The sequence below is a fragment of the Sporosarcina jeotgali genome, assembly GCF_033304595.1.
Lineage (GTDB): Bacteria > Bacillota > Bacilli > Bacillales_A > Planococcaceae > Sporosarcina > Sporosarcina jeotgali.
The window spans coordinates 2,971,783-2,984,124 of the sequence record NZ_CP116341.1 but is presented as its reverse complement, the minus strand read 5'-3'; the positions used below and the strand labels follow the sequence as shown (position 1 = coordinate 2,984,124).

Here is a 12,342-nt window from a genome sequence, read left to right as displayed (position 1 = left end):
AACAGCACTCACGCGTATTCAAGGAATTCAATCCGATTTCCAAATGGATCGTTAGTGAAAAAGCGGGCACGTCCTGCAATAGGAGGCTCTTCACTGATCGGATATGCTGCATTTTCCAATTGGCGTCTCAATACGGAAAGGTGTTCAACCATAAAACCGGGATGTGCTTTCTTAGACGGGATGAAGTCTTGCTGAATCCCAATATGAATTTCTTGTGAGCCGCAGAGGAACCAGCAGCCGCCCCGTGCTTTCAAATTTTCAGGTTTCTCAATTTCCTGCATACCCAGCAGCTCTCCATAAAACAAACGAGCTTCTTCTTCAGAACCTTCAGGTGCTGCAAGTTGCACATGGTCAATCCCTTTAATTATCGGGATCATCGCCATCACATCTCCTTTCATTTACTATACCTCTCTATCTAAGGGGTGAATAGTCGGAGTATTCAAAGACAGGTGTTTGGTTTTTCCAATGACCGAATGTCCATAAAAAAACCACTCCATATTCAGAAGTGGCTGAAGTACTTATTTATGATTTGTATATGATAGCGCTACTCCGGCAACGCTGCCAACTAGAACGAACGCAAACAACGCAAACATAATATAAATGAACCACATGAAGAAGCCCCTCCTTTACCATGTCATGCCATTACTGTACCATGCTGGGTAGTTTACAGCAATGTCAATTTACCTAGAAGGATTAGGGGTTGATCTCCTTTACCGAGCAGAGTCATTTGGCGGCAAGTGTTTTTCTGCAGCAGATGTATCGAGTGTTCCGGATTGCTGTGTTTGCAGCAAGTCACGTATCTCTTTCAGCAGTTCTTCTTTAGGATCAATTGAAGGTGTTTCATCGGGCTGATCAGCTTCCTTCTTTTTAAACTTTGACAGCAGCCGAATAACCATGAAAATCGAAAAAGCGATGATGAGGAAGTCAATAATAGATTGGATGAAAACACCATAAGTAATGACTGTGTCCGTATTAGGCACAGGATATTTCATACTGGATAAGTCAATTCCGCCAGATATTAAACCGATTAAAGGAGTAATAATGTTTTCAACAAGTGAAGAAACAATCTTTCCAAATGCAGCTCCGATAACGACAGCAATTGCCAAGTCGAAGATGTTGCCTTTGAATGCAAACTCTTTAAAGTCTTTCCACATACTAGTTGTACACTCCTTTTTGAAAATAGCTTTGTTCATGTTTTTATTCCTCTTCTCCATCGAAGCCTAACCATCTATAGGTAGACAAGTCAATTGTGTCATTAGGCAGAAATCGAATTCCTTCTGCTTCAAGCAACTGGCGCTGACGATTTCCTTTTTCTTTTGCATCTGCGGGGGCCGAGATTCCGCCTTTAGCATTGATAATCCGATGCCAAGGCAAATTATGCTTTCCACTCATGGAGTGGAGCACACGTACAACTTGGCGTGCACCCCGGCGATTTCCTGCAGCAGCAGCTACTTGTCCGTAGGTCATGACGTATCCCGGCGGAATGGATTGAATGGCTTTTATCGCTTTTTCAGTAAATGGATTCACGGCTTGTCCTCCTTGACTGCAATTGGATAATCAGCGAACGGAATGAGATCCAGCTTGTTTTTTGTTCATGTAAATCGTGTAGACACTTGTTGCAAGGAGCAACCAAAATGTGCTTGCGGATATTCCACCCGCAATATCGCTTGGATAATGTACACCAAGATAGATGCGGCTTACACAAATCATGAAAATCATGGAAAATGAAGCAATTACATAGAGAATACGGCCGGAGTTTTTTGCATTTCTCCATAAAATGAATGCAAGAATGATGTACAAACTAGTCGCCATCATCGTATGTCCGCTAGGAAACGAGTAACCACTGATTTCGATTAGCCGGTTCAAATCCGGACGTGCCCGCTGGAAGAATAACTTCAACACTAAATTGAGTGCAGCGGTACCACTAATCACAATAAGAAACAGGATTGTTTGTGCCTTTTGTCGAAAGTATAATAATAAACCCAGCGTGATTAGGGAAATCGCCAGAACGGCTTTCGTCGAGCCGATGAAAGTAAATAGTTTCATGACATTGGTGAGCCAAGGGGCTTCTGCACCTTGAACGAAGTTAATAATCGGTGTATCAAACTGAACAATGCTTCCATTTCCAATGGAGGAAGCAACATATCCAAAAACAGCAGCAAGAACGAGACAGGAAACGAGGGCCGTTATCAATCGACCTGATAATTCACGCATAGATTTCAAACCTTTCTTTATCAAGTACATTCTTATTGATTTTCACGAAGCTGATTATGAATTGCAAGCAATATAGCTGAATTTCTAGAAATGGAGCAGTTGAATGACTCTTTTATTATTGCTTACTTCTTACATAGCAGGGAACTATCTGCCGGCATTGCAAATAGGCAAACGCTCTGGTGCGGCAATTTCAGCCAATGGCAGTGGGAACCCAGGGGCTAGGAATGCTGGAAGAGTATTTGGAAAAAAAGCATTTGTGTTCGTGTTCCTGATTGACGCAGGTAAAGGGGCGCTGGCCGTATGGGCTGCACTTTCTCTGGATGGCCGCGCTGCTATCCAGCTGATGTCTTTAGCAGCCGTGATGCTCGGTCATTGTTATCCGATCGTTCATCGTTTTAAAGGAGGTAAAGGAGCTGCAACGTTCATAGGGGGATTGCTCATTTTTAATCCCGTATTACTGCTTCCTATTTTGTTAGGTTTTGCCGTCCTATATCCGGCAGTCAAGAGATTCACGGCGGCGAGTGTTCTTTCAACAATTACAATTATTCCTTGCTGTTTTTGGCTATATGACATAAAGGAAACACTGATTGCGTTAGGCATTGTTGCATTATTGCTATGGACGCATCGCGAAAATCTGCAAACCTCAAAAGGAAGGAAACAAACCAGATGACTTACTTTTACAGAATGGCTAGAACAAAACAAGACGAAGAACAAATACATAGGCTGAATTACGCGACGTTCGTGGAAGAAATTCCTCAACATCGTCCGAACGATACCAGGCAATTGACGGATCAATTCCATCACGAGAATACGTATTTATTATGCATGAAAGATTCCAAAGTTATAGGCATGATTGCTGTACGTTCAACCAGACCGTTTTCTTTAGATAAAAAGATTGGTCCCGTAGAAGATAAACTATCTGATCCTCCACGATATCCAGTAGAAATCAGATTGCTGTCCATAGAAGCACAATATCGTACGGGGCGGCCTTTTCTGGGGATGCTGCAAGCACTCGTGAATTGGTGTTTGAAAGAAGGGTATGATGCTGCGGTCATTTCTGGCACTGTCCGGGAGTTGAAATTATATGGCCAGCTTGGTTTTGTTCCTTTTGCCGAAAAAACCGGAACAGCTGAAGCGGGTTATGTACCAATGATATTGACGCAGAAAACCTATGAAGATGGGATAGCAGGCCGAATTGCAAAACAGATGTTAAATTTCCTCCCCGGACCGACGGAGATTTCAGAAAATGTACGTAAGGCCTTAACTTTAGATTCAGTATCTCATCGATCAGCAGCCCATTCCCGTACACTGGAATCTGTACAAAACGAACTGAAGCTATTGACAAAAGCCCAGTACGTACAAGTGCTGCAAGGAACAGGGACACTTGCCAATGACGTGGTAGCCGCACAACTCAGTCGACTATCTGGTAAGGGACTCATTCTAGTGAATGGAGAATTTGGTGAGCGTCTCTGTGATCATGCTTCCCGATTCGGATTGGAATATAACACCCTGGCAACGGAGTGGGGGAAGCCGTTTAACAGCGATGAAATAGAAGTTTTGTTAGAAGATAAGAAAGTTTCCTGGGTATGGTTTGTTCATTGTGAGACTTCCACAGGCATGCTGAACGATATGGAATTGATGCGTGAACTATGTATGGAGCGGGGTATCCGTATTGCAATCGATTGTGCGAGTTCACTTGGAACTGTTCCTATTAACTTAAAGAACATTGACTTTGCTTCATCAGGCAGCGGAAAAGGTCTGGGCAGTTTTTCAGGATTGGCACTTGTGTTCCATAAACAGGATGTTCAACCCGATGGCAAAATACCGCGTTATCTGGACCTTGGCAATTATACCGCTGCAAAAGGAATACCCTATACACAATCTTCAAACCTTCTTCAAGCTCTGGAGAAGGCGGTTCAACGGATAACAGCCAATCCCGAAAGTCATTTCGCAGCCATTCGTGAACGATCGGACATGCTTCGGTCTGCGATCGAGCAAATGGGCTATCCAATCCTGGCAATCGAAACGGATGCGAGTCCTGGAATTTTAACAATCGTACCAAAAGCGGGCGAATCTGCACTGCAGTTGGGAGAAGATTTATTTTTAAATGGATATCGAACTCATTATGAAAGCAAGTATTTACGTGAACGGAACTGGCTTCAACTTGCTGCGATGAACGATATGAAAGACATTGAAGTGAAACGTTTTTTGCACGTGCTGGAGTGTTTGACATCGTTTAACCGGGAACAAATGGGGGAAATGAACATATATAACTAAGAGGAGTGGATTACATGCAAGAACTTCATTCAATAGACGACTGGAATCGTATCGTTGAACAGTCAAGTACTGAACCTGTGCTTGTCATTAAGCACAGCACGACATGTCCGATCAGTGCAGCAGGATATAAGGAATTTCAATCTTTTGAAACGGACATTCCGAAATACTGTGTAATCGTCCAGACAAGTAAAGATGTGTCTCAGAAAATTGCTGAAGATACCGGAGTGAAGCACGAATCTCCACAGGCAATGTTCATAAAAAATGGGGAAGCTGTCTGGAATGCTTCACACTATGATATCCAGCAAGCCTCCTTGGAAACAGCAGTCAATGCAAATTGAAATTACGAACAGGCACTCGCAAATAGCGATGCCTGTTTTCTTTAACTGTGATACGATATGAGTATTCAGATAGTCTAAAAGGAAGAGGGTGCTGTGTTTGCGAATATCCGGAAAAACAGCTGTAATCACAGGCGGAGCAAAAGGAATTGGGTCGACAGCCGCACGCATATTTTGTGAACAAGGGGCTCAAGTTGTCATCATCGATTTCGATGAGCAAGCCGGTGAAGCGCTAGCTCAACAGCTCCACGCGGAAGGGTATGACGCCGCTTTTTTTAAAGCGGATGTAGCAGATGAAAATGATGTGAATACTGTAGCTTCAACGATTATTGAGCAATTTGGAAAGATTGATATTCTAGTTAATAATGCAGGAATTACGATGGATGCGATGACGTTAAAGATGGAAACCAGTGCATTCCGCCGTGTACTCGATGTGAATGTGACAGGGGTATTCAATTGTACGAAAGCATTTTTGCCATGTATGGTCGAAGCAGGCGCGGGCCGCATAATCAGCACATCATCGATTGCAGGCACAGGAGGAAATGTAGGGCAGGCAAATTACGCCGCTTCAAAAGCAGCTATTATTGGCATGACGAAGACGTGGGCAAAAGAGTTCGGTCCTAAAGGAATTACTGTAAATGCTGTTGCGCCTGGATTCATTGAAACCGAAATGATTAAAACAATCCCGGAAAAGGTAATTGCGCAGATTCGCCAGCTGACACCATATCCACGATTCGGGAAACCGGAAGATATCGCAAATGCGTATTTGTTTTTGGCGTCTGATGAAGCATCGTTCATCAACGGAACCGTTTTGGAAGTAGATGGTGGAATGCTTAAATAATTTGCATATCCTTGTGAACCACTTCACATAATGTGACATTTATCATGTTGAAAGTCATGACATTCATGCCTATTTAAGCGGACAGTTTCCTTGTACGATTAATGTACTAAGTAACGGCCGAGTAATTCGGACCGCTTATCAGGAGGCTGTCATGAGTAAAGAAAAAACAAAACAGCTACACAAAAATGTTGCCCCATTTGCTAAATCAGATTTAAAGAAAAGCGTAATTCAACTTGTTAATACCGTACCGCCGCTACTCATTCTATGGTTCGCTGCGTATCAAGCGCTGTCAGTATCCATATGGCTAACACTAGCGATTTGTGTGGTAGCATCAGGATTTGTCGTTCGGACATTCATTATATTCCATGATTGCACACATGGCTCATTCTTCAAGAATAAAAAAGCAAATGACATTGTTGGAACGGTTACAGGAGTTCTTACTTTGTTTGCCTATGAAAAATGGAAACGTGAACATGCGATCCATCACGCGACTAGCTCAAACCTCGACAAGCGAGGCGTTGGTGACATTTGGGTCATGACAATTCAAGAGTATCAAGAATCATCTTTCTGGACACGTTTGGCCTATCGTTTTTACCGCAATCCACTAGTCATGTTTGGATTTGGCCCATTGTATCTTGTCCTCATATCAAGCAGATTCAATAGAAAAGATGCACGTAAAAAAGAACGGATGAATACGTACCTTATTAACGTTTGTTTAGTCGTTCTATATACAGGAATGATTTTACTAGTTGGCTGGAAGGCATTCGTCATTGTCCAAGGGGCAACAATGTTTACAGCGGGTGCTCTCGGTATTTGGTTATTCTACATCCAGCATACATTTGAAGATTCATATTTCGAAGAGGAAACTGAATGGGATTATGTAAAAGCGGCAGTTGAAGGCAGTTCTTATTACAAACTGCCGAAAGTTCTTCAGTGGGCAACAGGAAACATCGGTTTCCACCACGTTCATCACTTAGCTCCGCGTGTACCAAACTATAACTTAGAAATGGCTCATGAATTGACGCCGCCACTCCAGCAAGCGACGACAATTAACATGAAAAAGAGTTTTGAGTCACTGAGATATAAGTTGTATGATCCTGAACATAAAACATTTGTAACGTTCCGCGGTATTCAAAAAGCAGCTAAGCTGAAAAATGTTTCGATCGATTTGAAACCGAAAAAGACTTCATTTGACACAGAATAATTAAGGCCAGCAGCCGTCTCTTTGAGAGATGGCTTTTTTACTTTTGAACCGGTACACTAGAAAGAAATGGAATGGGAGGTGTGCGGGTGAGCAGCTGGTATAATTTATTTCCCCGTAATCCATGGATCAGCACTTATATTTGGGTTATTTTTTGTGTCCTGCCATTTTTCTTTATCTTCCGGACATCTGAACCGATTAATATCGCAATTGGTATTGTCATGGTGTTCCTATTTTTACTTTGCTATCGCTATTCATTTAAATCCAAGAGCGGTCTAGTCTATATGTGGCTTGCCTTTGAAATGGCCCTTAATATTGGGCTGACATTATTGTTTGGTTATGTCTATATGTCTTTATTTACAGCGTTTTTTATCGGGAATATCCGGCGTCCAGTTGGTTTTTTCATAATGTATGGCATTCATATCGCACTGACTATCGGAGCAATTGTTGCAGGGTTCTTCATTGAAATAGAGTTGTTCCTGCCTCAAGTACATTTTTTAATCCTTACGTTAATTGGTGTTGTCCTGCTTCCGTTCAATTTGTATAATCGCAACAAGCAAGAGAAGCTTGAAGGACAGCTGGTTTACGCGCAAGAACGGATCTCTGAATTGACCGTGGTGGCAGAACGGCAGCGAATCGCACGTGATCTTCATGATACCCTTGGCCAAAAACTATCCCTCATTGGACTGAAAAGTGATTTGGTCGGGAAGCTGATTACACGTGACCCTGAACGCGCCGCAAAAGAATTACAGGATATTCGTCAAACGGCTAGCGTTGCACTGAATGAAGTTCGAGAATTGGTTTCCAATATGAAAGCAGTGCGTCTTCCAGAAGAGCTGGCGCGAGTGCAGCAAGTTTTGCGTGCAGCTGAAATTGAACTTACGGTTGAAGGAGAGACAAGGTATCAACAGATTACGCCAATCGTAGAAAATGTACTGAGCATGTGTTTGAAAGAAGCGGTCACCAATGTAGTCAAGCACAGTTTCGCTTCTAAATGCACAATTACGTTCCATCCGGTATCAGAAAACTTTTCGATTACAGTTGCAGATAATGGGATCGGATTATTAGAAGGGACGGATGCACTGCCCGGAAACGGGTTAAATGGCATGCGGGAGCGACTGGATTTTGTAAACGGAAAACTTCAAATCCAAAAGGAATCGGACGGCGGAACGGCAATGACATTTATTATCCCATCTATCTTGAAAAATATTGTAAAGGAGTGAGCGGTACATGATACGGATTGTATTAGCTGAAGATCAGGGCATGTTATTAGGAGCCCTCGGTTCGTTACTTAGTTTAGAAGATGATATGGAGGTTGTCGGTTCGGCAAGAAACGGAGATGAAGCGGTAACGCTTGTCCAAGAATTACAACCTGACATTTGTATTATGGATATTGAAATGCCAGTGCTTACAGGTCTTGAGGCCGCGGAAAAATTACATACGGAACAATGCAAAATTGTAATCTTAACGACCTTTGCACGGGCAGGCTATTTTGAGCGTGCACGGAAAGCGGGAGTACGCGGATACTTGTTAAAAGATAGTCCAATTGAAGAACTCGTAAGCTCGATTCGCTCAATTATGTCAGGACGCCGTATTTATGCGCCTGAACTTGTAGATATTGCATATGGCGATAATCGGGAAATTGAAAATCCTTTAACGGATCGGGAAGCAGAGGTCCTGGAATTGATTGCAGAGGGGAAAACAACAAAACAAATAGCCAGTGTCCTGTATTTGACCCCTGGAACAGTTAGAAATTATATCTCTATTATTCTAGACAAAATGTCTGCAGGCAATCGAATTGAAGCGGTGAAAAAATTCCAGGAAAAAGGCTGGTCAAAGAGATAATCATCCATTGAAATCAGATAGAGGAGGAGTTTTCATGCAGAAAATGGAGGGATTGATAGCTGACTTTCCGCTAATCAAAAAGATGGCAGACAAGGAAGAAGTTTTATGGATGAATCCGGATCTTTCCGCTTCAGACGAAGGCATTCGTGCGTCTGGAATGACGGCAGCTGATGTGAAAGACGCATCAGATCGCTTAAAGCGATTTGCACCATTTTTTGCAGAGGTATTTCCTGAAACGAGAACTAACAACGGCCTTATTGAATCTCCCCTTACCGAAATTCCGAATATGAAGCGGGTGCTAATCGATACATCCAGTATCGATTTCCAAGGCACTTTGCTTATCAAACAAGACAATGCGTTACCTGTATCGGGCTCAATAAAAGCCCGCGGCGGCTTCCATGAAATATTAAAACATGCAGAAGGGCTGGCCGTGGACCACGACCTTCTTCAAGAACAGCGTGACTATCGTCAGTTTTCAGACCAAGCGTTCAAAGAGTTATTCGCTTCTCACAAAATAGCTGTAGGTTCAACAGGAAATCTAGGATTAAGCATTGGGATTTTGAGTGCTGTACTTGGATTTGAGGTAACTGTCCATATGTCAGCGGACGCAAAGCGCTGGAAAAAGGAATTGCTTCGCAGTAAAGGTGTCACCGTCATTGAATATGAGGATGACTACAGTAAGGCGGTGGAAGAAGGGCGGCGTGAAGCAGAACAGGATTCAAAGTGCCATTTTGTGGATGATGAAAACTCCCGGGATCTATTCCTGGGCTACGCGGTTGCAGGTGAGAGAATTGCAGAACAGTTTGCAGACCAAGATATCACAATCGATGCAGCGCACCCGCTTTTCGTTTACTTGCCATGCGGAGTTGGCGGAGGACCAGGCGGCGTTGCCTTTGGTCTGAAGATGGCTTTTGGAGATGCCGTACACTGCTATTTTGCAGAGCCAGTGAGTTCACCATGCATGTTGCTTGGTATGATGACAGGTCTGCAGGAGAAAATCAGCGTTCAGGAAATTGGACTGGATAACAAAACCGCAGCGGACGGGCTAGCTGTCGGCCGGCCTTCAGGCTTTGTTGGGACTGTGATGAAGCCTTTACTCGAAGGGATATACACGGTGAAAGATCGTACATTGTTTGGATTGCTGCGCAAGCTTGCAGATGCAGAGTCGATATATGCGGAACCATCTGCACTTGCAGGGATGATGGGGGCACTTCATACAGCAGCTTCAGGTATGAATGTAGCAAATTCTGCGGATGCGCGGCATCTGGTTTGGTCCACGGGCGGCGGAATGGTGCCGGATATTGTGATGAACGAGTATTATGAGAAAGGCAGAAATGTCGAATTATTTCCCGGGAAATCGACAAAAAGTGCAGAGTAATTTAACGGATTCATTTATTATGCTGTTTTTTTATTCATCAAATTGAATGGATATTAGCGCCGAGAATCCGTTTGAAAGGTTTACGTAAGGGGAATATTTAAAGCAGATACTCAATTAACTGGAGGATGAACAACTATGAACTCCCCTGTTACTCAAGCAATGGACAACCAGAAAGATCAATCCCATTCTTCGACACCAGCAGCAAAATGTGCAACAGAATATGGTACATTACGCCGGGTCGTTTTGTGTGAACCTAAGTATATGGCGATTAAAGATATAATCAATGATGTACAAAAGAAATATAAAGATGAAAATATTGACCGTACAAAAGCTATGAAGCAACATGAGGAATTTGAAAGAAAACTGAGAGAGCACAATGTGGAAGTGATAAAGTTACCTTCTTCCGAGCGTTACCCAGAGCAGGTATTCACTAGAGACATCGGTTTTACACTTGGAGATAGGTTATTTCTTGCGGATATGGCAAGTGATATTCGTAAAGGAGAAGAAGCAGCCCTTCAAAACTGGCTGCTAAAAGAAAACATCCCTTTCCGTGTCTCAGAAAGCAGAGTTGAAGGCGGAGATGTGATTGTAGACCGAAATCGTGTGTTTGTTGGAATTAGCAGCCGTACGAGTGAAGAGTCTGTAAAACATTTAGAACAGTCTCTCCCTGACCACGAAGTGATCAAGGTTCCTTTTAATGAAAAATACTTACATCTAGATTGTGTATTTAACGTACTATCCCCTGATACCGGATTGTACTTCCCTGAAGCATTTGATGATGAAACCCGCAGCAAATTAGAGTCGATGTATAAACTGATTGAAGTTAACAAAGAAGAACAATTCACAATGGGTACAAATGTATTGTCGATTGGAAGAGGACAGCTGTTTAGTTTGCCGCAGAATCCCCAAGTCAATGCAGCGATGCGCAGTAATGGTTTCGATGTAATTGAAGTCGACTTCTCAGAAATTATTAAATCCGGCGGCTCGTTCCGTTGCTGTTCGATGCCAGTAGTACGAAACGATTAATTGATGAAGCCGCTGCTTATTTACAGAAGCGGCTTTTTCAATTTCTACCTGATTATATAGGTTAATAATCAGTACTAGTGAAGAGGAGGGTATTCTATGGAGAAAGTAATTTATCTCATAAACCATGGTGAGGCGGAAGGATTTACAGCGCAGGACTCATTAACGGCTGAAGGTGTTTTGCATGCATCCGAGCTTGCGCAGTTTTTAGAACGTTATCCAATTGAGCGGGTGATCACAAGTCCGCTCATGCGCGCACGTCAGACGGCAAATGCGATTGGGGACAAACTAGGAATTCATACTGAAGAAGACAGCAGGTTGGCGGAGCGGCAAATGAGTTCACAAGTTTTCGAGGACTGGTTATTAAAAGTGGAAGATACATTTTTAGATTTGAATCTTTCTTATGAAGACGGTGAAACATCAAATGATGCGATGCAGCGGGCATGTGAAGTCATTGATGAGCTCCCCGATAACAGTCACACGGTATTGGTAACACACAGCTTGTTACTCGTACTGCTCATGCGCTGTTTTAATGAACGCATTGGATTTGAAGAGTGGCAGGCCATTAAGCATCCAGACGTCTACGAGATGCGCATGACCGATGCGGGTGCAGAAATCACCCATTTGTGGGAACATGAATAAAACAAATGAAAGCGTCCATGGGGTTTCATGGACGCTTTTAATATTGGGTGATGGTCACAGGGAGAGCGTAAGGGAACATTTGTTGGGCAGTGGAAGTGCTCATAAATCATCTGGGTTGCTTATACTCAGATGAAGTGATCATAAACTGTGAGAATCGCTCATAACCCTAGCAAAGTGATCATAACTCGCGAAAAGCGCTCATAACCCAGGCGAAGTGATATAAACCCGCGGAAAGCGCTCATAACCCTAGCAAAATGATCATAACTCGCGAAAAGCGCTCATAACCCAGGCAAAGTGATATAAACCCGCGAAAAGCGCTCATAACCCAGGCAAAGTGATCATAACTCGCGAAAAGCGCTCATAACCCAGGCAAAGTAATCATAACTCACGAAAAGCGCTCATAACCCAGGCAAAGTGATCATAAACCTGCTGAAAGCGCTCATAACCCAGGCAAAGTGATCATAACTCACAAAAAGCGCTCATAACCCTAGCAAAATGATCATAAACTCACAAAAAGCACTCATACCCCCAAGCGCCAGCCTCAAAAAACCCGCCAAACTGCAGAATCACCAGCCACAGCCCTACA

General features: G+C 43.1%; 14 protein-coding genes. 10 read left to right on the top strand and 4 right to left on the bottom strand.

Going from position 1 to position 12,342, the window contains the following annotated elements; genetic code table 11:
- Positions 1-8: 8 nt before the first annotated feature.
- From PGH26_RS15105 to PGH26_RS15090, 4 genes are all read right to left on the bottom strand, one after another.
- Positions 9-398, bottom strand: a complete 390-nt coding sequence (locus tag PGH26_RS15105) for a VOC family protein (protein WP_323691833.1) — start codon at positions 396-398, stop codon at positions 9-11.
- Positions 399-710: 312 nt separating this feature from the next.
- Positions 711-1,154 (bottom strand): large conductance mechanosensitive channel protein MscL, encoded by a 444-nt coding sequence (gene mscL, locus PGH26_RS15100; protein ID WP_323693540.1) that lies wholly within the window; start codon positions 1,152-1,154, stop codon positions 711-713.
- A gap of 43 nt (positions 1,155-1,197) precedes the next feature.
- Positions 1,198-1,527: an MGMT family protein gene (locus tag PGH26_RS15095; RefSeq protein ID WP_323691832.1), complete on the bottom strand. Its 330-nt coding sequence runs from the start codon at positions 1,525-1,527 to the stop codon at positions 1,198-1,200.
- A 30-nt stretch (positions 1,528-1,557) separates the two neighbouring features.
- Complete coding sequence (locus PGH26_RS15090; RefSeq protein ID WP_323691831.1) at positions 1,558-2,214, bottom strand: phosphatase PAP2 family protein; 657 nt, start codon at positions 2,212-2,214, stop codon at positions 1,558-1,560.
- 103 nt (positions 2,215-2,317) lie between these two features.
- Between PGH26_RS15090 and PGH26_RS15085 the strand changes: the two genes are divergently transcribed.
- The 10 genes from PGH26_RS15085 (at position 2,318) to PGH26_RS15040 (ending at position 11,756) form a co-directional block, all read left to right on the top strand.
- Entirely contained in the window at positions 2,318-2,884 is a 567-nt protein-coding gene (locus PGH26_RS15085; protein WP_323691830.1) for a glycerol-3-phosphate acyltransferase, read from the top strand.
- The gene (locus tag PGH26_RS15080) at positions 2,881-4,491 is read left to right on the top strand and encodes an aminotransferase class V-fold PLP-dependent enzyme (RefSeq protein WP_323691829.1); all 1,611 of its coding nucleotides are present in this window, start codon (positions 2,881-2,883) and stop codon (positions 4,489-4,491) included. Before PGH26_RS15085 ends, PGH26_RS15080 begins: the two co-directional genes overlap by 4 nt.
- 14 nt (positions 4,492-4,505) lie before the next feature.
- Positions 4,506-4,829, top strand: a complete 324-nt coding sequence (gene ytxJ / locus PGH26_RS15075) for a bacillithiol system redox-active protein YtxJ (protein ID WP_323691828.1) — start codon at positions 4,506-4,508, stop codon at positions 4,827-4,829.
- Positions 4,830-4,926: 97 nt separating this feature from the next.
- Positions 4,927-5,667 (top strand): 3-oxoacyl-ACP reductase FabG, encoded by a 741-nt coding sequence (gene fabG / locus PGH26_RS15070; RefSeq protein ID WP_323691827.1) that lies wholly within the window; start codon positions 4,927-4,929, stop codon positions 5,665-5,667.
- A gap of 151 nt (positions 5,668-5,818) precedes the next feature.
- Positions 5,819-6,871: a Delta(5) desaturase DesA gene (gene desA, locus PGH26_RS15065; RefSeq protein ID WP_323691826.1), complete on the top strand. Its 1,053-nt coding sequence runs from the start codon at positions 5,819-5,821 to the stop codon at positions 6,869-6,871.
- 86 nt (positions 6,872-6,957) lie between these two features.
- Positions 6,958-8,091: a sensor histidine kinase gene (locus PGH26_RS15060; protein ID WP_323691825.1), complete on the top strand. Its 1,134-nt coding sequence runs from the start codon at positions 6,958-6,960 to the stop codon at positions 8,089-8,091.
- Positions 8,092-8,098: 7 nt separating this feature from the next.
- Positions 8,099-8,713, top strand: coding sequence for a response regulator transcription factor (locus tag PGH26_RS15055; protein WP_323691824.1), 615 nt, complete (start codon positions 8,099-8,101; stop codon positions 8,711-8,713).
- 34 nt (positions 8,714-8,747) lie between these two features.
- On the top strand, positions 8,748-10,091 hold the full coding sequence (gene dsdA, locus PGH26_RS15050) for a D-serine ammonia-lyase (RefSeq protein ID WP_323691823.1): 1,344 nt from the start codon (positions 8,748-8,750) through the stop codon (positions 10,089-10,091).
- Positions 10,092-10,250: 159 nt separating this feature from the next.
- Positions 10,251-11,117, top strand: a complete 867-nt coding sequence (locus tag PGH26_RS15045) for a dimethylarginine dimethylaminohydrolase family protein (protein ID WP_323693539.1) — start codon at positions 10,251-10,253, stop codon at positions 11,115-11,117.
- A gap of 96 nt (positions 11,118-11,213) precedes the next feature.
- Positions 11,214-11,756: a histidine phosphatase family protein gene (locus PGH26_RS15040; RefSeq protein WP_323691822.1), complete on the top strand. Its 543-nt coding sequence runs from the start codon at positions 11,214-11,216 to the stop codon at positions 11,754-11,756.
- Positions 11,757-12,342 lie beyond the last annotated feature (586 nt).